The organism is Metabacillus rhizolycopersici, assembly GCF_020075705.1.
This window is the reverse complement of sequence record NZ_JAIQUM010000002.1, coordinates 152,767-174,683: the sequence shown is the minus strand read 5'-3', so window position 1 is coordinate 174,683 and position 21,917 is coordinate 152,767. Positions and strand designations below refer to the sequence as shown.

12 protein-coding genes, 16 tRNA genes, 2 rRNA genes and 3 pseudogenes are annotated in these 21,917 nt (G+C 38.4%); 32 read left to right on the top strand and 1 reads right to left on the bottom strand.

Features of this window, described 5'->3' with window-relative positions:
- The 20 genes from K9V48_RS01940 to K9V48_RS01845 form a co-directional block, all read left to right on the top strand.
- Positions 1-129 (top strand): 23S ribosomal RNA (locus K9V48_RS01940); the annotation flags it as partial.
- A gap of 252 nt (positions 130-381) precedes the next feature.
- Positions 382-497 (top strand): 5S ribosomal RNA (gene rrf / locus K9V48_RS01935).
- 11 nt (positions 498-508) lie between these two features.
- Positions 509-583: transfer RNA gene (locus tag K9V48_RS01930), tRNA-Asn, on the top strand.
- A 4-nt stretch (positions 584-587) separates the two neighbouring features.
- A tRNA-Ser gene (locus K9V48_RS01925) sits at positions 588-679 on the top strand.
- A 19-nt stretch (positions 680-698) separates the two neighbouring features.
- Positions 699-773: transfer RNA gene (locus K9V48_RS01920), tRNA-Glu, on the top strand.
- Positions 774-780: 7 nt separating this feature from the next.
- A tRNA-Val gene (locus tag K9V48_RS01915) sits at positions 781-856 on the top strand.
- Between the two features lie 25 nt (positions 857-881).
- Positions 882-958, top strand: a tRNA-Met gene (locus tag K9V48_RS01910).
- 6 nt (positions 959-964) lie between these two features.
- A tRNA-Asp gene (locus K9V48_RS01905) sits at positions 965-1,041 on the top strand.
- A 170-nt stretch (positions 1,042-1,211) separates the two neighbouring features.
- Positions 1,212-1,284 (top strand) — tRNA-Phe (locus K9V48_RS01900).
- Between the two features lie 36 nt (positions 1,285-1,320).
- Positions 1,321-1,393, top strand: a tRNA-Thr gene (locus K9V48_RS01895).
- 15 nt (positions 1,394-1,408) lie between these two features.
- Positions 1,409-1,492, top strand: a tRNA-Tyr gene (locus K9V48_RS01890).
- Positions 1,493-1,499: 7 nt separating this feature from the next.
- Positions 1,500-1,573: transfer RNA gene (locus tag K9V48_RS01885), tRNA-Trp, on the top strand.
- A 15-nt stretch (positions 1,574-1,588) separates the two neighbouring features.
- Positions 1,589-1,664, top strand: a tRNA-His gene (locus K9V48_RS01880).
- Between the two features lie 21 nt (positions 1,665-1,685).
- Positions 1,686-1,760: transfer RNA gene (locus K9V48_RS01875), tRNA-Gln, on the top strand.
- A 55-nt stretch (positions 1,761-1,815) separates the two neighbouring features.
- Positions 1,816-1,890: transfer RNA gene (locus K9V48_RS01870), tRNA-Gly, on the top strand.
- 11 nt (positions 1,891-1,901) lie between these two features.
- Positions 1,902-1,975, top strand: a tRNA-Cys gene (locus K9V48_RS01865).
- A gap of 17 nt (positions 1,976-1,992) precedes the next feature.
- Positions 1,993-2,081: transfer RNA gene (locus tag K9V48_RS01860), tRNA-Leu, on the top strand.
- Positions 2,082-2,177: 96 nt separating this feature from the next.
- Positions 2,178-2,260: transfer RNA gene (locus K9V48_RS01855), tRNA-Leu, on the top strand.
- Between the two features lie 415 nt (positions 2,261-2,675).
- A complete protein-coding gene (locus K9V48_RS01850; RefSeq protein WP_224136419.1) occupies positions 2,676-3,464 on the top strand; it encodes a DUF2935 domain-containing protein in 789 nt (262 codons plus the stop codon).
- A gap of 333 nt (positions 3,465-3,797) precedes the next feature.
- The gene (locus K9V48_RS01845) at positions 3,798-5,234 is read left to right on the top strand and encodes a DHA2 family efflux MFS transporter permease subunit (protein ID WP_224136417.1); all 1,437 of its coding nucleotides are present in this window, start codon (positions 3,798-3,800) and stop codon (positions 5,232-5,234) included.
- A 693-nt stretch (positions 5,235-5,927) separates the two neighbouring features.
- Here the strand turns inward: K9V48_RS01845 and K9V48_RS01840 are convergent.
- Positions 5,928-6,403 (bottom strand): annotated as a pseudogene (locus tag K9V48_RS01840) (triose-phosphate isomerase family protein); the annotation flags it as partial.
- Between the two features lie 315 nt (positions 6,404-6,718).
- On the opposite strand from K9V48_RS01840, the gene K9V48_RS01835 reads away from it, so the two are divergent.
- The 12 genes and pseudogenes from K9V48_RS01835 to iscB all read left to right on the top strand — a co-directional run.
- Positions 6,719-7,108 (top strand): tautomerase family protein, encoded by a 390-nt coding sequence (locus K9V48_RS01835; protein ID WP_224136415.1) that lies wholly within the window; start codon positions 6,719-6,721, stop codon positions 7,106-7,108.
- 103 nt (positions 7,109-7,211) lie between these two features.
- Positions 7,212-8,225 carry a LacI family DNA-binding transcriptional regulator gene (locus K9V48_RS01830; protein ID WP_224136413.1) on the top strand — a complete coding sequence of 338 codons (1,014 nt, stop codon included), beginning with the start codon at positions 7,212-7,214 and terminating at the stop codon, positions 8,223-8,225.
- A gap of 281 nt (positions 8,226-8,506) precedes the next feature.
- Positions 8,507-9,982, top strand: a complete 1,476-nt coding sequence (locus K9V48_RS01825; RefSeq protein WP_224136411.1) for a CoA-acylating methylmalonate-semialdehyde dehydrogenase — start codon at positions 8,507-8,509, stop codon at positions 9,980-9,982.
- 93 nt (positions 9,983-10,075) lie between these two features.
- Positions 10,076-10,894, top strand: coding sequence for a 5-deoxy-glucuronate isomerase (gene iolB / locus K9V48_RS01820; RefSeq protein WP_224136409.1), 819 nt, complete (start codon positions 10,076-10,078; stop codon positions 10,892-10,894).
- A 77-nt stretch (positions 10,895-10,971) separates the two neighbouring features.
- Positions 10,972-11,964 (top strand): 5-dehydro-2-deoxygluconokinase, encoded by a 993-nt coding sequence (gene iolC, locus K9V48_RS01815; protein ID WP_224136407.1) that lies wholly within the window; start codon positions 10,972-10,974, stop codon positions 11,962-11,964.
- Positions 11,965-11,977: 13 nt separating this feature from the next.
- Entirely contained in the window at positions 11,978-13,888 is a 1,911-nt protein-coding gene (gene iolD / locus K9V48_RS01810; RefSeq protein ID WP_224136405.1) for a 3D-(3,5/4)-trihydroxycyclohexane-1,2-dione acylhydrolase (decyclizing), read from the top strand.
- Positions 13,889-13,993: 105 nt separating this feature from the next.
- Positions 13,994-14,863, top strand: a complete 870-nt coding sequence (fba, locus tag K9V48_RS01805; protein WP_224136403.1) for a class II fructose-1,6-bisphosphate aldolase — start codon at positions 13,994-13,996, stop codon at positions 14,861-14,863.
- A gap of 75 nt (positions 14,864-14,938) precedes the next feature.
- Positions 14,939-15,874 carry an aldo/keto reductase gene (locus tag K9V48_RS01800; RefSeq protein WP_224136401.1) on the top strand — a complete coding sequence of 312 codons (936 nt, stop codon included), beginning with the start codon at positions 14,939-14,941 and terminating at the stop codon, positions 15,872-15,874.
- Between the two features lie 470 nt (positions 15,875-16,344).
- Positions 16,345-17,562: an MFS transporter gene (locus K9V48_RS01795; RefSeq protein ID WP_224136399.1), complete on the top strand. Its 1,218-nt coding sequence runs from the start codon at positions 16,345-16,347 to the stop codon at positions 17,560-17,562.
- A gap of 963 nt (positions 17,563-18,525) precedes the next feature.
- Positions 18,526-18,758, top strand: a pseudogene (locus K9V48_RS29955) (hypothetical protein); the annotation flags it as partial.
- Between the two features lie 25 nt (positions 18,759-18,783).
- Positions 18,784-20,217, top strand: coding sequence for a sugar porter family MFS transporter (locus K9V48_RS01785; protein WP_224136397.1), 1,434 nt, complete (start codon positions 18,784-18,786; stop codon positions 20,215-20,217).
- A gap of 456 nt (positions 20,218-20,673) precedes the next feature.
- Positions 20,674-21,915: pseudogene (iscB, locus tag K9V48_RS01780) on the top strand (RNA-guided endonuclease IscB); the annotation flags it as partial.
- Positions 21,916-21,917: the final 2 nt, after the last annotated feature.

The window sequence follows — 21,917 nt, the reverse complement described above, 5'->3', positions numbered from 1 at the left end:
CCTCGAGATGAGATTTCCCATAGCGTAAGCTAGTAAGATCCCTGAAAGATGATCAGGTTGATAGGTCAGAGGTGGAAGCGCGGTGACGTGTGGAGCTGACTGATACTAATCGATCGAGGACTTAACCTAATAGAAAAGCGGAAGAAGCTTAGCTTTTATCTGTAGGGAATTGGAGCACTCGAGAAGAAGTCGTTCTTTGACTTCGCAGGAGAGTGTCAAATTACCGTAAGATTTGGCTTCTGTAGCTGGACAGAGTAAAAAGCGTAAACTTCAGTGAATTGAATTGTGAATCGTTATCTAGTTTTGAAGGAATATAAAAGCTTTTATAAAAAAAGCTTGAAATATTTTCGTGATATAGTATAATAATCTATGTCGCAAATGTCTGGTGGCGATGGCGAAGAGGTCACACCCGTTCCCATGCCGAACACGGAAGTTAAGCTCTTCAGCGCCGATGGTAGTTGGGGGTTTCCCCCTGTGAGAGTAGGACGTCGCCAGGCTGTTATATTGTTCCGCAGTAGCTCAGTGGTAGAGCTATCGGCTGTTAACCGATCGGTCGTAGGTTCGAGTCCTACCTGCGGAGCCATTTTGGAGAGCTGTCCGAGTGGCCGAAGGAGCACGATTGGAAATCGTGTAGGCGGTGAAAACTGTCTCAAGGGTTCAAATCCCTTGCTCTCCGCCACTATTTATATTTTTAAAATGGCCCGTTGGTCAAGCGGTTAAGACACCGCCCTTTCACGGCGGTAACACGGGTTCGAATCCCGTACGGGTCACCATATATTCGGAGGATTAGCTCAGCTGGGAGAGCATCTGCCTTACAAGCAGAGGGTCGGCGGTTCGATCCCGTCATCCTCCACCATGAAATTTACATGAATTATTATTATCGCGGGGTGGAGCAGTTCGGTAGCTCGTCGGGCTCATAACCCGAAGGTCGCAGGTTCAAATCCTGTCCCCGCAACCAAAAAATGGTCCGGTAGTTCAGTTGGTTAGAATGCCTGCCTGTCACGCAGGAGGTCGCGGGTTCGAGTCCCGTCCGGACCGCCATTCTTATTACGATAAGTCTATTATTTACTTATCTCAAGGAAAAGGGTTTCAATAAACGAGAAGATCAAGGAAGCGATTGAGTGAACACCGGAGCGTATGTCAATACGTGAGGATGTGAACGAAAGAGCTGACGCAGAGATTCGAAGTTTAGTGGAAGCCGTAAACTAAATGGCTCAGTAGCTCAGTTGGTAGAGCAATGGACTGAAAATCCATGTGTCGGCGGTTCGATTCCGTCCTGAGCCACCTTTTATTATGGAAAATAATTATATTAATAAATACGCCGGTGTAGCTCAATTGGTAGAGCAACTGACTTGTAATCAGTAGGTTGGGGGTTCAAGTCCTCTCGCCGGCACTGTTTCACATATATGGAGGGGTAGCGAAGTGGCTAAACGCGGCGGACTGTAAATCCGCTCCTTCGGGTTCGGCAGTTCGAATCTGCCCCCCTCCACCATTTTAATAGGGGCATAGTTTAACGGTAGAATAGAGGTCTCCAAAACCTTTGATGTGGGTTCGATTCCTACTGCCCCTGCCAATTTAATGAATAATGGCGATTGTGGCGAAGTGGTTAACGCACCTGATTGTGGTTCAGGCATTCGTGGGTTCGATTCCCATCAGTCGCCCCATTTATTTTTCAAAAAAATTAATGGGCTATAGCCAAGCGGTAAGGCATCGCACTTTGACTGCGACATGCGTTGGTTCAAATCCAGCTAGCCCAGCCATATTTTATATCACATTTCCGTCTATCTTGCATAGGCTAGAGTATATAAGTTAGACGCGGAAGTAGTTCAGTGGTAGAACACCACCTTGCCAAGGTGGGGGTCGCGGGTTCGAATCCCGTCTTCCGCTCCAATTTAATGAATGGCGGCATAGCCAAGTGGTAAGGCAGAGGTCTGCAAAACCTTTATCACCGGTTCAAATCCGGTTGCCGCCTCCAATTAATTTTACACCCTTGCCGGGGTGGCGGAACTGGCAGACGCACAGGACTTAAAATCCTGCGGTAGGTGACTACCGTACCGGTTCGATTCCGGTCCTCGGCACCATTTTACTTATTTATTAGTGTGAGGGAATTGACAGATATATATGCTTTAAAAGAGTATAGAACGACTAAATTCACTAACACTAAACTTTATAGTTTTGCCTGAGTGGTGGAATGGCAGACACGGTGGACTCAAAATCCACTGCCTTTGCGGGCGTGCCGGTTCAAGTCCGGCCTCAGGTATCAAGCATAAGAGACTTCGTATTTAATTATACGAAGTCTTTTTCTATTTTCTGAAAAACTCCAGATTTACTACGAATAATGGTTGAAGATCATGTACGATGAGTTCAAAAAGGTGAATGTCATAAAGAGAGGATGAACTAAAAATAAAACAACGTTATTTGCTTCGGCTTTTATTAATCTATATGGGAGTTATAGGCACATTAGATTTAAATTCTGATTCACTTGCTGTGTCAATAAGAATTCTTTCAACATCTATATTTTCAGATGTTGAAAGAATTGATTTAAGCCGTATGTAAAGGAGTTGTGATAATAACTACGAAATTGTCATAGATATAAATTATGGGCATGGTTTACTAAAAATTAATGTTTTGATCAATTTTATAATACATATAAAACTAACAAAGGTGGAGGTTTCATGGCAAACCAATTTGTTGCGAGGTCCTTAGATGAAATTCAGTTTTGGTCAAGGATTATGAAAGAGCATGCATTATTCCTAAGTTTAGGCTTTACACATGATCAGAAACAATTGATTGAGGAAGCACAGCAGTTTATAACCGTTTTTGAGAGAATAGAGGAACAATTGAGTAAGTTTACAGTTAATTCTGACCCTCAACAAATCCAATCGTTTAATAATCAAGTTTATCAAGCAGCTGCATCCATTTGGAGTTATAAAAGGAAAGTATTAGGATTAACTCTACGTTGCGAAATTCGATCAAATAATTACCCTTTGTTGGTTGATCATATTAGCAGAGAAGCAGCTTACTTCGCTAATCGATTAAAAGAACTTAATGAAGGGAAATTAACACCCCTTCCCGAAGCTATTATTGGAGAAAATGTTTTCTTCCTTAAAATCATGGCAGATCATGCAAAGTTTATTGGGCACCTTTTGGATCCATCGGAACGTAAATTAGTAGAACAGGCTAGAGAGTTTAGTCATGACTTTGACCAGCTTGTATTCCAGGCAATCGACCTAGACTCAATGCGACCGCAGTCTGAAACTCGGCCTTTACTAGACCAATTTTTAGATCAAAATAAAGTTTCCGTTGTTTCGTTAAGGGACTTTAAGAAAACAGCTAGAGAGTTAATAGAAGCATGCCGTATTAAGAGCAATATTCATCCTCTTCTAGCTGATCATACATTTAGAGAAGCAGAAAGATTTATTGAAATCATAGATTTGTTTGAAGCAAAGCTAAAAAATAATTAATAAAGTCTGTAGTATCAACATCATGTTTGTGAGGAGTGTCGGTTCGCCCTCGAATACTAGTATCGAAAAGGGAGGAACTAAATAAAAAATCAAGGGAACTTACAATTTGTGAGTCCCTTTTTTTATGTAAAATATAAAAATTTAAAATGTAAAACACTTCGAGCTCAATAGATAGATTATTAATGTAAAATCGTGTACTCTGTAAAAGGATGTGTTGCAACGATATTTATATTGACAGAATCCTATATGTAATAAGGGTTACTGTATGAAAATATTACCTTGTTGGGATCATATTCTGAGACTGATATAGAAAAGAAATGAGGAATAGGTAGAATGGAAACACCAGGCTATAAGAAGTCTACAATTGTAGGACTTCTACTTGCAGGAGCTTTTATTGCTATATTGAATCAAACACTTATGATTACAGCCATACCGCCGATTATGAAGGAAATGAATGTTACGGCGAACAGTGCACAGTGGCTAACGACTGTTTTTATGCTTGTGAATGGGATTATGATTCCTATCAGTGCCTTTTTATTGGAGCGCTTTTCAACGAGGCAGCTCTTTATATCTGCGATGAGTATTTTTGCCTTCGGAACTTTAGTCGCGGGTTTTGCTCCTAACTTTGAAATGCTATTACTCGGTAGAGTGATCCAATCAAGTGGAGCTGGAGTTATGCTTCCTCTCATGCAAACAGTATTTTTGATGATTTTTCCTGTTAATAAGCGCGGTGCAGCAATGGGATTAGTTGGTCTAGTTATGTCCTTTGCGCCAGCGATTGGTCCAGCCTTATCAGGATGGGTAACCTCTCATTATTCTTGGAGGCTCTTATTTTTTATCATTTTGCCAATTGCCCTTATTGATATCGTGATTGCATTTTTTGCGATGAAAAATGTGACAGAGGTAACTAAACCGAAAGTCGATGTCCTGTCGATTATTTTATCTTCAACTGGATTTGGAGGATTACTTTATGGATTTACTAGCGCTGGCAATTCCGGCTGGTTAGCCTTAAGTACGCTCATCTGGCTCGGAGTAGGAGCGCTAGCACTTGTGTTGTTTATTACAAGGCAATTGCGCTTGGAACATCCAATGCTTGAGTTCAGAGTATTTAAGAATTCGGTTTTTCCATTAACCGTGATCATTGGAATGATTACCTTTATGGGGTTAATCGGATCGGAAACAATCATTCCTCTATTTATGCAAAATATGAGGGAATTTACAGCGTTTGAAGCAGGTTTGGCTCTATTACCTGGAGCGCTTATTACTGGCTTGATGTCACCTATTACAGGAAGGATTTTCGATAAAGTCGGTGCAAGGTGGTTAGCGTTAATTGGCCTATCTATTATAACAGTGTCTTCGTTAGCGTTATCAAATCTGGGCCCCTCTACATCCTTTACCTTCATCACAATTATGTATGGGATTCGGATGTTTGGTCTTTCGATGGTGATGATGCCAGTTGCGACGGCAGGGTTAAACAAGCTACCAAAACGATTGATTGCTCATGGAGCAGCCATGGACAATACGATGAAAATGATCGCAGCTTCGGTTGGTACTGCTATTCTTGTCACTGTGATGACTACTTCAGCAGAAACCGCCCAACAACGGCCTGAAATCGCCAATCCGGATATGTATGGGGCTAATGTTGCTTTTATTGTAATCACGATTCTTTCGTTAGTAGGCGTAATTATTTCCTTTTTCATTAAAAATAAAAAGTCGCCGGAAGATGAATTGAAGGAAAAACGGGTTGGAAATGTAAGTGTTGATGAATAGTAAATGACTATGATTGACTTAAATATATGGATATTCATTTTTTAAGAGTTTTGACACTGTTTTTAAAGTACTGAATTATCAAGGTATTGAAAGGTGTCATAACTTAGCGTCAAAAATAAAACTATAATGGGTGATATTAATAGAAGTTTTGTACTTTTCAACAAATGGTCCATTTCATGGGAAAAGTCTTTCTAGCCAACAACTAGGTAAAAACTGTTGCTGAAGCAACCACAAAAGTAGCATCTCATTTTTAAAAAACAATGTGGTGAAATATTCTTATTAACAATCGTCATGACTACGTCCTATGCGGAACGATAAGCATATCGAGAGTGTCTTTTTAGGCTTGTAGAACAAAGTGCCTTGCTATACGCAATACGTCCGTTCATGTTCTAAGAGAACGTACACTAGTGTTTCAGTAGAAACTCTTTCCATGTAGAAGATAAGGATACTGTTAAGAAGTGTACTATTATCCTAGAACCTCATTGCTTTAGCTATGGGAGTTATCAGCATCGTTTTAAAAAAAGAAATAGAAAAATTAAGCCCAAAGATTTTATTGTTCTATGTATTTTTTATTAAAGAAGAGTAACTAAAAAGGACTGGAGATTCCAGTCCTTTTTATATTTATCTAAACATATGATATTGTTACCTAAGTTTAATAGGGAATTCAATTAATCAAAAGAGCCATAAATACCATTAATTATAAGTAATCTCACTAATTCCCGCCTCTAATAGTTGAATAAAGTCTTCTGGATTGAGGTTTGCTCCTTCTACAAGAGCACTATCAATATCAGGGTTCAGCCATGAATTCCGCTATATTTTCAGGTTTGACGCTTCCACCATATTGAATACGTACAGAAGCTGCTGCCTCTTTTGACAATTGTGAAGCAATTACAGAGAATATGAGCACACACTAGATTGGCCTTTTTTGCAGAAGAAGACTTTCCTGTTCCAATAGCCCAAATAGGTTCATAGGCAATAACGGTTTGTTTCGCTTGCTCTTCAGACAGACTATTTAGCGCTTGTTTAATTTGATTATCAACAATGTTATAAGTTTGTTCGTGTTCGCGCTGCTCTAATGTTTCCCCGCAACAAATAATTGGAATTAAATTGTATTCAAACGCGGCACTGACTTTTTTATTGACGCTTTCATCTGTTTCGTTAAACATTTGACTGAATATGCATTCAATCAAAATAAAAAACTCCTTAATCTCCCTTTATTTACAAGTTCATAAAAGAGATTAGTTATATATGTTATAAATGATGAACTAGGATGGTTGTATACGTAAGAAGCGGTAGAACAGTTCTATAAGGACATACAAAATCTGCTGACAAGCAGAAATGTTCTTACTACTTGATCTATTGACAGTAACTAAGAATAATATTATGATAGATCCATAGTTAATCAAGATATAATCAAAATGTAATCAAAATGACATTATTATGATTAGCAGATTAGTACAATACTAAGTATAGGGGGAGTTAAAATGCCATTAATCAGATTCGACCTTATTGAAGGAAGAGATGAAAAGACTTTACGAAATTTATTAGATGCTGCACATCGAGCGGTTGTTCAAGCGTTTGGTGTTCCTGAGAGAGATCGTTATCAAATAGTTACCCAGCATCCTGCACATGAATTAATAATAGAAGATACTGGATTAGGGTTTGAGCGTAGCAAAAATGTTGTCATCATCAGTGTAACGAGTACTCAACGAAGTGATCAACAAAAGAAAGACTTCTACAGATTACTAGTAAAAGAGTTAGGAGAAAGCTGCGGGATCGAACCAAATGATATTATGGTTTCCATCGTAACAAATGGGGCCTCTGACTGGAGTTTTGGTTTTGGTGAAGCTCAATTTTTACTAGGAAAATTATGATATCAGAAATCTATTTTCTAGGAGTAAACTAGCTTTACTGACTTGTGATTAAGTTGGAATGTAATAGAAAGCCGACTTCAGTAAAGGAGGTTAGATTAATGAGATGAAAATGAGGGATGTTGCTAAATTAGCGAATGTGTCCCCAGCGACCGTATCCAGAGTTATTCGGCACCCTAATCTCGTGAGTAAGGAAACGCGTGAAAAAGTTTTAGTTGTGATTAAAGAATTAAATTATCAACCCCATATGATTGCTAGTCAGTTCAGAACACGGAAAACGAAAACCATACTCGTCGTCATTCCTGATATTCGAGATCCCTTTTTTTCGCAAGTCCTAAGAGGGATTGAATATACGGCATCATATTACGGGTATAAAGTTCTTCTCGGAGACACGGGGAATAATCTCGATAAGGAGCGGCAATTTATCGATTTCTTATTTCAGAAACAAGTGGATGGCATTATTCTACTTACTGCTCGATTAGACATTTCCAACTTGCAGCAAATTTCTGCGCAATTTCCGATGGTGCTCGCCTGCGAATATTTGGACGGGTTAGAGGTGCCAACGGTATCGATTGACAATGTCAGCAGTGCTAGGAAAATGACCGAACATCTCATACAACTTGGTCATATTAGAATTGCCCATATTACAGGCCCGATGGATGTGGTTCTAAGTCGGGACCGGTTACGTGGCTTTCAACAGGCCATGATGATTCATGAATTAACGATACCCCCTGCTTATATCCAAGAAGGAAATTATGGATTAAAGTCCGGTTATAACCAAATGATTAAATTACTAGCTTTAGAAGAGCTACCAACGGCTGTTTTTACGTTTAATGATGAAATGGCGATGGGTGCCATTAAGGCGATTAAGGATTATGGCATGAAAGTACCTGATGATATCGCAGTGGTTGGATTTGATAACCTGGAGATCTCCGCTGTTTTTGAACCAGGCATCACCACAATTCAACAACCAAAGTATGAAATCGGGGAACAAGCTATGGATCTACTAATCAAATTAATCAATGGTGTACTGTTGAGTAAGAAAAAGTTTGTTCTTCAGGATGAACTGATTGTAAGAGAATCATGTGGGGGTAAGGTTACTTGTGTTACATACAAATGAAATCGTTTTCAATAGTTTTTCAATGATATCACCGAATTTTATACAATTTACATTTTTTGAATAAATATTTTTTGAAAAGTGGTTGACTGAAAGCGTTTTTAGTATTAAGATGTAATCAAAGATAACCAAAAGTTAATCAAAATATGATAAAGAATTCAAGTTCCGATCAAAATGAAGGTTTGAATCTAATAGGTTATCAGAATGATAGTATACCGAAAACGATTTCAATCGATTTTTATCAAAACATTATGATGGAATACCAATAAGGAGGAAGAAATCTGATGGCAGAAACATTAGTAGGCGTAAGAAAAATTAAAAACTACATAAATGGTGAATGGGTAGAAAGTAAAACAACACAATATGAAGATGTGTACAACCCTGCAACGAAAGAAGTAATTGCTCAAGTTCCAATTTCAACAAAAGAAGATCTTGATTATGCAGTAGAAGTAGCAGCAAAAGCATTTGAAGATTGGAAACAAGTTCCTGTTCAAAAACGCGCAAGAATTTTATTCAAATTTCAGCAATTATTACAAAAAAATAGCAGTGAGTTAGCTCGTATTATAACAATTGAAAATGGTAAAAACCTTCCTGAAGCATTAGGTGAAGTTGGTCGAGGTATTGAGAATGTTGAATTTGCTGCAGGTGCACCTACTTTAATGATGGGGGATTCATTATCAACTATCGCGAAAGATGTAGAAGTGACAAATTATCGTTATCCAATCGGGGTTATTGGAGGAATTACACCATTTAACTTCCCGATGATGGTACCTTGCTGGATGTTCCCGATGGCTATTGCAGTAGGTAATACATTTGTTCTTAAGCCATCTGAAAGAACACCTCTATTAGCTGAAAAATTAGCCCAACTATTAGAGGAAGCTGGTTTACCTGCAGGTGTGTTTAACGTAGTACATGGTGCACATGACGTTGTTAATGGGATCTTAGATCACCCAGCAGTAAAAGCCATTTCCTTCGTTGGATCACAACCAGTTGGTGAATATGTCTACAAACGTGGAAGTGAAAACTTAAAACGTGTTCAAGCATTAACAGGGGCTAAAAACCATTCAATCGTATTAAATGATGCCGACCTAGAACTTGCTACAACGAATGTAATTGCTTCAGCATTCGGATCTGCGGGTGAACGTTGTATGGCATGTTCGGTTGTAGCAGTTGAAGAAGGAATTGCAGATGAGTTTTTAGAATCATTAATTGCTAAGGCAAAGGACTTGAAAATTGGTAACGGACTTGAAGAAGGTGTATTTTTAGGTCCTGTGATTCGAGAACAAAACCAACAGCGTATTTTAGGCTACATTCAAAAAGGAATTGAAGAAGGCGCTAAATTAGTATGTGATGGTCGTGAAACGGCACCAGAAGATGGATACTTTGTTGGACCAACTATTTTTGATGAAGTAACAACTGATATGGTCATTTGGAAAGATGAAATTTTTGCTCCAGTATTATCAATCATTCGTGTTAAAAACTTAAAAGAGGCCGTTGAAACAACTAATAAATCAGAATTTGCAAATGGTGCATGCATCTATACACCGAATGCTTCTTCTATCCGTTACTTCCGCGAGAATATCGATGCAGGTATGTTAGGAGTTAACTTAGGTGTTCCAGCACCAATGGCATTCTTCCCATTCTCTGGATGGAAATCTTCATTCTACGGTACATTACCTGCTAACGGTAAAGATGGAGTTGAATTCTATACTCGTAAAAAAGTAGTTACAGCTAACTATAAAGCACCAACTTTTGAATAAGATTGTAAATTTCTGCTATTATCCTACGGGTTTAGTAGGATAATAGCGATTCTCATACTAAACTGATTTTTAATAATAGGAGGAGATTACACGGTGAGTAAATTACTCTGTAAACCAAATACAACTGAAATATCATCAGGCGTCACGCTCGTTCACGACGTAACTTCTGAAAATTCACCGTTGGAATATGTTGGATTTAAAGTAGTTGATTTAACTCCTGGTGCTACATATACAGAAGAACTAGGAAAGGTAGAATGCTGCATTGTTGCCTTAACTGGTAAAATCACGGTTTCAGATCAAGAAGTAACATTTGAAAACATTGGTACAAGAGAAAGTGTGTTTGAAAAGATACCAACAGACAGTGTGTATGTATCCAATGAGCGGAAATTTGTAGTAGAGGCAGTAAGTCAAGCGCGTGTCGCACTTTGTTACTCTCAATCGTATCAACAATTACCTACCAAATTAATCAAAGCAGAAGATAACGGCATCGAAAATCGCGGTAAATATAGCAACAAACGTCTCGTACACAACATTTTACCGGATTCTGATCCATCTGCAAATAGTTTACTAGTAGTTGAAGTGTTTACAGAAAGCGGAAACTGGTCTAGTTATCCTCCACATAAACATGATCAAGATAACTTACCACATGAATCATTCTTAGAAGAATCGTATTACCATGAAATGAACCCAAGACAAGGCTTTGTATTCCAACGTGTGTACACAGATGATCGTTCCATTGATGAAACGATGACAGTTGAAAATGGAGATGTTGTGTTAGTACCTGCAGGATATCACCCAGTAGCTGTTCCAGACGGATATGAATCTTATTACTTAAATGTCATGGCTGGACCAACACGTATTTGGAAATTCCACAATGAACCTGCTCATGAATGGATTTTAGAGCGTAAATAACAAAAGTGAAGCTCGACCATTCTTTAAGTTAAAACATACTATTTTCTTTGATTATTAAACAATAAGGAGTGTTTTCCATGAAACTGGAATTTGATACAGACAGAGAACTTGATATCATTGCGATCGGTAGAGCATGTATCGACTTAAATGCAGTCGAATACAACCGCCCGATGGAAGAAACGATGACATTTAAAAAATATGTGGGTGGATCTCCAGCGAATATTGCAATTGGAACTTCTAAATTAGGCTTAAAAGCAGGATTCATTGGAAAATTAGCGGATGACCAACACGGCCGTTTTATTGAACAATACATGACAGGTGTTGGTGTGGATACATCACATATGGTAGTGGACAAAGAAGGGCACAAAACAGGCTTAACTTTTACAGAAATCAAAAGCCCTGAAGAATGCAGCATTTTAATGTACCGTGATGAAGTAGCGGATCTTTACTTAGACGCATCTGAAGTAAGTGAAGAGTATATTAAAAAAGCTAAAATTCTTCTTGTATCAGGCACAGCATTAGCAAAAAGCCCATCTCGTGAAGCGGTATTAAAAGCTGTTCAATTAGCGAAGAAAAATGATGTTCAAGTATTCTTTGAATTAGATTATCGCGGATATACTTGGGCTTCACCTGAAGAAACTTCTATTTATTATACACTAGTTGCTCAAAATGCAGATGTTGTCATTGGAACTCGTGATGAATTTGATGTGATGGAAAATATCGAAAACGGAAATAATGACGAAACCGTAAACGCATTGTTCCAGCATTCTCCAAAATTAATCGTCATTAAGCATGGTGTTGAAGGATCTTACGCATATGCGAAATCTGGCGACGTATTCCGTGGCAACGCATACTTAACGAAGGTATTAAAAACATTTGGTGCCGGCGACTCTTATGCATCTGCTTTCCTTTATGCATTATTAAATGGTAAAGATATTGAAACAGCACTAAAATATGGCAGTGCTTCTGCCGCGATCGTTGTTAGCAAACACAGCTCTTCTGAAGCGATGCCAACTGTAAAAGAAATTGAACAGTTGATTGCAGAAAGAGAAGCCGTTACAAATCAGTAAGAGGTGAATTTTCATGGGGAAAATTAGATTAACGACAGCACAAGCATTAATTAAATTTTTAAATCAACAATATATCCATGTAGATGGAGAGGAATTCCCATTTGTTGAAGGAATCTTCAATGTCTTCGGTCATGGGAATGTCTTAGGAATCGGGCAGGCGCTTGAACAATATTCAGGTCATTTAAAAGTTATTCAAGGTAAAAATGAGCAAGGGATGGCACATGCCGCAATTGCTTACAGCAAGCAAATGCTACGTCAAAAAATCTATGCTGTGACCACTTCGGTTGGACCTGGTTCAGCCAATCTGGCAGCGGCTGCAGGAACAGCGTTAGCGAATAACATTCCGGTATTATTATTGCCAGGTGATACATTTGCAACAAGACAGCCTGATCCTGTTTTACAACAAGTAGAACAGGAGCATAGCTTAGCTGTGACAACAAATGATGCGTTAAAGCCGGTATCTCGTTACTGGGATCGTATTACACGACCTGAACAATTAATGTCCAGCTTAATTCGTGCATTCGAAGTATTAACAAACCCAGCCATTGCCGGTCCTGCAACAATTTGTATTGCACAGGATGTAGAAGGAGAAGCTTACGATTATGATGAAAAATTCTTTGAAAAGAGAGTTCATTATTTAGATCGTAAAGCACCAGTAGAGCGTGAACTAAAAGGGGCAGCAGAGATCATTCGCAACAGCAAAAAACCAATGATTCTTGTTGGAGGCGGAGCGAAATATTCACAAGCGTATGATATTTTAGTTCAACTATCTGAAAAGCATAATATTCCATTAGTTGAAACGCAAGCAGGAAAAGCAACGGTTGAAAGTACATTTAAAAACAATTTAGGCGGTATGGGAATCACAGGTACATTAGCAGCCAATAAAGCAGCCCGTCAAGCGGACCTAGTTATTGGAATTGGTACAAGGTATACAGATTTTGCGACGTCTTCCAAAACAGCGTTTAATTTTGAACAAACAAAGTTTTTAAATATTAACGTAAGTCGTTTCCAAGCTTACAAGCTGGATGCATTCCAAGTGGTAGCCGATGCGAAAACAACATTAGAGCAATTAGCACCATTATTAGAGGGCTATGAAACGGAGTTCGGCACAACGATTTCTGAGTTAAAAGCAGAATGGAATGCTGAAAGAGACCGCTTAAGCAAAGTGGAATTCTCACGTGAAGGGTTCGATCCTGAAGTTAAAAACCACTTCACACAAGAAATATTAAATGAATATGCTGACGAATTAAATACAGAATTGGCGCAAACAACAGCCTTAATTGCTGTGAATGATACGATTGCTCCAGACAGCACAATCATTACTGCAGCAGGCTCTCTTCCAGGAGATGTTCAACGTATTTGGAATCCAACGGTGCAAAATACGTACAATGTTGAGTACGGCTATTCTTGCATGGGCTATGAAGTATCAGGTGCATTAGGTGTTAAATTAGCTAACCCTGACAAGGAAGTATACTCTCTTGTTGGAGATGGTAGTTTCTTAATGCTTCACTCTGAACTGATTACAGCGATTCAATATGGCCAAAAAATCAATATTGTTCTATTCGATAACTCTGGTTTTGGTTGTATCAATAACTTGCAAATGGATCACGGTAGTGGCAGCTACTTCTGTGAATTTAGAACACATGACAATAAGATTTTAAATATTGATTATGCAAAAGTTGCGGAAGGCTATGGTGCGAAGACATACCGCGTAAATACCATCGAGCAATTGAAAGAAGCTTTAGAGGATGCGAAGAAACAAGATGTTTCTACTTTAATTGATATTAAAGTACTGCCAAAAACAATGACAGACGGCTATGACAGCTGGTGGAATGTCGGTGTAGCGGAAGTATCTAATAAAGAAAGCATTCAAAAAGCGCATGAATTTAGAATGCAAAAATTAGAAAGTGCAAAACAATATTAAGTTTTAAAAATGATTCCTGGCAGGAAACATCTCTTGTTTTCCTGCCAGATTTAAGCAGATTATTCATAGTTAACGACCAATTTAAAAAAAGGGGGGGATATGGTCATGTTAACAACGTCATCGAAGTTAGTTACGATGAAAGAAATGTTGGTCAGAGCGAAAGAGGAAAAGTATGCTGTTGGTCAATTTAATATTAACAGCTTCCAATGGGCGGAAGCGATTTTAGAAGCGGCGCAAGAAGAAAACTCACCTGTTATTGTGGCTTCATCTGATCGTCTTGTTGACTATTTAGGGGGCTTTAAATTAATTTCAACTGTCATTAACCGCCTTGTTGAAGACAAAAACATCACTGTGCCTGTTGCGCTTCACTTAGATCACGGGAGTAGCGTAGAAAGATGTATAGAGGCAATTGATGCTGGATATACATCTGTTATGATTGACGGTTCACACCATCCAATTGATGAAAATATTGAGATGACAAAAGAAGTCGTGAATTATGCAAAGCTTCACGGTGTTTCTGTTGAGGCAGAGGTAGGTACTGTTGGAGGTAATGAAGACGGCTTGATCGGTGGAATTCAATACGCAGATCCAAGTGAGTGTGTTCGAATCGTTAAGGAAGCTGACATTGATGCGTTAGCGGCGGCTCTTGGCTCTGTTCATGGTCCATACCAAGGTGAGCCAAAATTAGGTTTCGATGAGATGAAAGAAATCTCCGAGTTAACAGACGTTCCATTGGTATTGCATGGTGGTTCAGGTATCCCATTATACCAACTTCATAAAGCGATTGATCTCGGCCATGCAAAAATAAACGTGAATACAGAATGCTTGCAGGCATGGGCAGCAGCTGTACGTAATACGTTAGAAAACGATAGGGACGTTTATGATGCTCGTACCATCCTTACTCCTGGTAAGGAAGCTGTAAAAGAAACTGTTAAAGCGAAAATACGTGAATTTAAATCGAATAATAAAGTGTAACAATATGAGGATGTCAGCAGTTTTGAGGGCATCCTCTCTCTATTTTGTCTTATAGCGTACGAGGAGGTTATTTTCATGAAATATACGACATTGAAAAAAACGGATATTAAGATTTCGAAAATGGGCTTAGGTACGAATGCGGTAGGCGGTCATAACTTATATGAAGGTTTAAACGAAGAAGACGGCAAGAACTTTGTTCGTGCAGCAATTGAAGAAGGTATTAACTTCATTGATACGGCAAATATATATGGAAAAGGCCGTTCAGAGGAATTAGTGGGGGAAGTATTACGCGAAGTGCCTCGTGATCAAATCATTCTTGCCACAAAAGGGGCTAATCAGTGGTTCTCGGATGGTTCTGTTGTGTTAAACAATGAGCCAGCTTTTTTACGTCAATCACTTGAAGACAGTTTGAAAAGACTGCAAACCGATTATATTGATTTGTACTATATTCATAATCCTGATGGTAAAACACCGATTGGCGATGCCGTTACGGAATTAGCTAAAATGAAGGAAGAAGGAAAAATCCGTTCAATTGGAATTTCCAACATGACCATCGATCAAGTGAAGGAAGCGAACGCGCATGGTGATATTAATGCATTGCAGTTAGAGTATAGTATGCTAAACCGTTCTGTTGAAAAAGAGTTGCTTCCATATTGTGTAGAAAATCAAATTTCCTTTATTCCATTTGGTCCGCTTGCTTTCGGTTTATTGGGCGGTAAATATACTCAAGATTTTACGTTAGCAGCGAACGACTGGCGGAATTCTGTGCCTCTATTTGCAGAGGGGGAATTTGAGAAAAATCTTGCGAAGGTAGAAAAATTAGAGGCCTTTGCTTCTTCTAAACAAACGAGTATCAGCCATTTAGCCCTTGCTTGGTTATTAGCGCGAGATGGTGTGGATGCCGTGATTCCAGGCGGAAAACATCCTGGACAAATTCGTGACACAGTTAGAGCCGTCGATGTGGAGCTAGGTGGACAAGACTTAGACGCGATCAAAGGAATTTTAGGCTAAGAAAAGCTGATGTCAAGCCGCTTGATCTACGGGATTAAGCGGCTTCTACTCAGTGAACGACCCCTCCTTACTTCGTTGAAGAAGGGGCTTCCTGATTCAATGACCATTGCTATCAGAATGATCTAACAAGTCTTACATGGTCTCCACAGGCGTAAATTCGGGCACGACCTTGCCCTACAAAGATTAGCGCGTTGGCTAGTTCTTTGATGGCTTGAAGATTTTACACGACAGAGCGTTCTTCCTGTCGAAACCTCATATCTTCAGTCTTCAAAGAGCATGTTTGACTTCAGTATAGCACAAGTGTTCTGGAAAATAAACATTTTGGCTAACACCAACCGACATTCATCCCCTCCCTACTCATTGGGCTACGCCCTTCACATTCCTTGAGGAAGAGGACTTCTGTCGGAATACGTTAAAATATCGAGAAACAGCATTCAATTGGGAATATCGTTTGAAATGGATGTGATTACTTGGAAAGAAAACAGTCATCGAAATATTTATTTATCCTGGTCTCTTTTTTATTATGGTTTCCGCATTTTATTTATGTCCCTATTTTATCGCCCTATATGGAATCAATCGGCGGGCGCTATACCTTCATTGGGATTGTGTTAAGTAGTTATGGGCTGGTACAGCTTTTATGTCGACTGCCGATTGGGATTTTTTCTGATCTAATGAAGTTTAGGAAGCCATTTATTATTTTTGGGATGTTTGCTAGTTTCCTTAGCTGTATGATTTATCTCATGACAGATCATTTATGGATGATCCTGTTAGCTCGTTCTTTAGCGGGTATTGCAGCTTCTTCTTGGGTGGCTTTTAGTGTCTTGTATCCGACCTATTACAATGATAAGGAAGTTCATAAGGCGATGGGGAGCATTTCCTTCGTCGTCGTGCTTGCGCAGTTTTTAGGAATGAGTTTTAGCGGTTATATCGTTGATGAGTGGGGCTGGAAGGCGCCTTTTGTGATCGGGGTTGTGTTTAGTCTCATCGGTTTGATACTTTCATTTTTTATTACAGAGCGTAAAGATGCAATTGCGAAGGAGCCGCTAAAGGTAAAGGACTTAGTAGTTGTTATTAAAGAACCTTCGTTATTGAAAATTTCCTTATTATCCATATTGGCTCATAGTATTATTTTTTCAACGATGTTTGGCTTTACATCGAACTATGCGTTGGAAATTGGATTCAGTCCTAGCCAATTAACATGGATCGTATTTGCGTTTATGATTCCACACGCCATTGCAACGCTTTTCATGGGGAGTGTTCTAGTGCCTCGATTAGGAGAATGGAGGTCCTTGAAGCTAGCCTTCCTTTTTTCTTCTCTTTCGACGATTTTGATTCCGTTTGTTGGGTCGAAAAGTATGTTTTTAGTCGTCCAAGGGTTGAATGGATTTTTTCTTGGGCTCATTTTTCCGTTATTATTAGGACTCTCAATTGAAAAAATTGCAAAAGATAAAAGAGCAACTGCAATGGGTGCCTATCAAGCACTATATGCCATTGGCATCTTTGTCGGTCCATTTTTTACGGGAATCTTTAATTCTTCTTTTGGTATTCAGGCCGGATTCTACTTTGTTGGGTTCCTAGGATTAGTGGCGACTCTATTGGTTGTAGTTTGGAGTCGGAGTAAAGAAAAACGATATTCTTCAAAGGAAGCTCTTTGGAAGAAGGAACAGAATCGTAAAATGCATGGATAATGCTATGGTAAATTAAAAAACCTATTCTCTTATTTTACCCTTTGAGAATAGGTTTTTTGATTCATAATGAATACGTTCAAACTTCAATTTAAATCATCCTAACGTAGGTTCATTTCATAGATTTTAGCTTATTTTTTGAATGATGAAAGACGGGTAGATCCATAGTTATCCATAGATTTATCAAATTCTACTAGCATTTTCGTCAATAATTTCGTCATTTTTTTCATTTGTGATTTCTCCTTTTTTAATCGAATGATTATTTTACAAGTGTTAAAATGCGTTTTGATCCATAGATTTCCATGGATTGATCAAAATCAACTAACAGATTTGAAAAGAATGCCATAGCTTTTTTCATTTGATTGACCTCCTTGTTATGTTTGATAAACTTATTATAAAGTATTGGTTATATTTTGACGATATTGATGAAAACGGCAACAAAGACTATGTAAGCGGATAACATATAACATTCTCTTCTATTACCTCGTTATTTCTTTTATTTTCGCTATTATTTTACTTTTCATTTGTAGGAGCTTTTTAGAGAGTAAAGTTAACCGTTCGACTATATATTGAGTTATTTTTGTTATTATCTGGGTACTTTTTGATATTTTTTTTGTAAGAATGATAAAAAAATATTGACTGTAAGCGTTATTAATATTATTATTGATTTACAAGTAATCAAAAGTTAATCAAAAAATAATGAACTGTTGATTATTGTGTGTAACCATTTTTAATTATGTTTGCTATAAAAGGAGGGACAAACTCAGCGTATTACCAGATAAAGTTACAAATATATTTCTTTTTTACATAATGAATCTACACCATAGAAAAAATGGGTTTCTCCTTTTTATCCACCTCTATTGAAAGCGTTCCCATATTAGAAAGAGAAGATTTGTTATGGGAGGCCGAGGAATTCCTTGGAGAATTGTTCCGAATGTCTGGCTAAAAGATGACATTCCAGAGATTGGTGGCGGGTGTATCGATTTTACCGAAGTATATGAGGATTTATCCCACCTTAACGGGCAGTAAAACTCCCACTGATGGAAGTCTCACTTTATGTAAATCGAATTATTCTGGTTGGATTGTTGTTGAAGCAGAACAAGACCAATATGTTGCACATCCTCTACTATGCTTTAATGATGAAAAACGATATTGATGAAAATTTATTTAGCAAGAATCTAGCTTTCATTCATTCTTAAAATTAATCCCTAGGGAGGGGAACGTATGAGTAATCAAGGAGTAGCAAAGCGAAGAAGTCCGAAGAGCTTTTTACAATTAATCATGATTTCTGCGACATTCGGGGGACTTTTATTTGGTTATGACACTGGTGTTTTAAATGGTGCGTTACCGTTTATGTCTGCAGAGGATCAGCTTAATTTAACACCCGTAACAGAAGGTTTAGTGACAAGTTCATTACTAATTGGAGCAGCGATTGGAGCATTCTTTGGAGGAAGATTAGCAGATAAATATGGTCGTCGTAAAACGATTTTAAATCTAGCTTTATTGTTTCTCCTTGCAGCTATAGGTACAGCATTAGCTCCGAATGTAACCGTCATGGTTATTTTCCGTTTATTCTTAGGTTTAGCAGTTGGTGGTGCTTCATCAATGGTACCCCCCTTCTTAGCTGAAATGGCTCCAGCAGAGAAAAGGGGTCGAATGGTTACCCAGAACGAACTTATGATTGTTGGTGGTCAATTTTTAGCGTATGTGTTTAATGCAATTCTTGGTGTAACAATGGCTGATACGGGTCATGTTTGGCGTTACATGTTAATCATTTGTGCGATTCCAGCGATTGCGTTATTTATCGGTATGTTAGTGGTTCCGGAAAGTCCACGTTGGTTAGCTGCAAAAGGAAGACAAGCTGAAGCGTTAGAAGTACTTAAGAGAATTCGTGATCCAAAAAGAGCAGAAAGTGAATTTAAGGAAATTCAAGAGGCAGTAAAAAAAGATGTAAATGCAGAAAAAAGTTCCTTGAAAGACTTTGCTGCACCTTGGCTAAAACGTATCCTATTAATTGGAATTGGGGTTGCGGTTGTTAACCAAATTACAGGTGTAAACTCCATCATGTATTATGGTACTCAAATTCTTGTAGAATCAGGATTTGGCACTCAAGCAGCTTTAGTTGCTAATATTGCAAACGGTGCCATTTCAGTCATTGCTTGTTGTGTCGGTATTTATTTTGTTGGAAAAGTGAATCGTCGTCCAATGTTGATTGTTGGTTTAGTTGGAACGACAACATCGCTCTTACTGATTGCCATCTTTTCAAATGTACTGGCAGGGACTGACGCATTACCATATGTAGTACTTTCCTTAACCGTTACTTTCCTTGCCTTCATGCAAGGATCTGTTGGACCAGTTACTTGGTTAGTTATCGCAGAACTCTTCCCACAAAAAGTTAGAGGAATTGGTGCGGGTATCAGTGTATTCTTCTTATGGATTGTCAATGCTATTATTGGTTTCTCGTTCCCGATATTACTAGGAACAATCGGATTATCAGCTACATTCTTTGTATTCGTTGGTCTTGGAGTTGCAGGTATTTGGTTCGTATACAAATGCATGCCTGAAACAAACGGAAAATCACTGGAAGAATTGGAAGTAGAATTCCGTGCAAAATACGATTCAGTTGAAGTGGCTTCTGAAGTTAAAAATGCTCAATAAGAGTCAGAATAGAATAGAATGAAATAGGAGAGATCTGAGGTCCAGGAGGACACAGGTCTCTTTTTTTGTATAATAAAGGTAATCTAAGCATCTGGTGGGAGCTTGGAACAGTTAGTTTTATTTCGTAAAAAACTGTAAAAAATTATATCAAATCAAGAGGATTAGGTTTTATATGATCTGTTCTATGCTTTCAAGCCTAAGTGAGTGTAGTCTTTTGAAAAGAAGATAGCACGATGAACTACGTTGTCAGGGAGCGGTAAAGTCGTACCCTTGGATGTTTTTCCAGTTTGAGGCTCTATGAGTGCCGAGTAAGACCGTTTCCTACCTCTTGGAAACCAACAACGAACGCACATATCCCGTCTGATGACTTTGGCAAGGAGAATAATACCCTTTAGGGGAGGTTGACCAGAAATGGTTTCGTATTGCTTTGTGCTAGATGTTTGAGGGAAAAATCTTTCTCCTACAAATGAAAATAAAGGATGGTATCTCATCCGAAAGAGAAAAGCGAAATTAATTCATAAGTTCCCAATGGTTATTCAGCTTTTTAAAGAAGTGCCAGAAGGAAAAATCGATCAAACACTAATCCATTTTAATATAGATGATGGTTCGAAATATACAGGTGTGGCGCTTGTTCAAGAAGGGGAAACGAAAAACAAACCCTTATTTAAAGGAACCATCGAGCATCGTACGGATGTAAAAGAGAAAATGGATGTAAGAAGAGGGTATAGACAATATAAACGTTCTCATAAAAAATATCGCCCAGCACGTTTTTCGAACCGTTCTTCTTCTAAAAGAAAAGGAAGAATCGCTCCTAGTATCAAACAGAAAAAAGAGGCCACGCTTCGAGTAGTGAATCAATTGAAAAAATGGATTCGAGTCGATTCCATCCATTTGGAAAATGTTTTAATCGATATTCGAAAATTAGAAAAAGGGAGTCAGCCTTATCGCTTTGAATATCAACAATCCAATCGTTTAGATGAAAACCTAAGAAAAGCCACTTTAATGCGGGATACTTTTACTTGTCAAGATTGTGGGAAAAGGGATGGAAGACTCGAAGCTCATCATATTATTCCTAGAAGAGTAAAGGGTTCAGACTCCATTCACAACTTAATCACCTTATGCCCTTCCTGCCATGAACAAGTAACGGGGGAAGAAATGACACACGTTGAAAGGTTCTTACGTAAGATTGATGGGAAAGTGATCTATTTTCAAGACGCTATGCATGTCATGCAAGGGAAAACCTATTTACAAGAGGAATTACAGAAATTAGCACCTGTTACTCTTACTTCAGGAGGAGATACGGCGAATAGACGAATCGATTGGTGCATTGAAAAATCACATTCCAATGATGCGATTGTCCTTTCTCAGTTAAAGGTTTCACCCGAACAATGCCAACTAAAAGATTGGTTGATAAAACCAATGAGAAGACGTTCAAAGAAGAAAGTAGAAGACGTGCAAGGTTTTCACCATAGAGATTTTGTTCGCTATACGAAAAGAAATGGAGAAACTTATGAAGGGTACATTACCGCCCTTTATCCGCAAAAGAAACAATGTAATCTCACAACAACAGAAGGAAAGGTATTGAAACGTTATGGTGTCAATAGAATGAAAGTACTTTGGCGTTTTACCCATATCTATTTCTTTGAAAATAAACGGAAAAGGGAGGTGAATCCTGGTTTCAATCAATGTGAAATATAAAA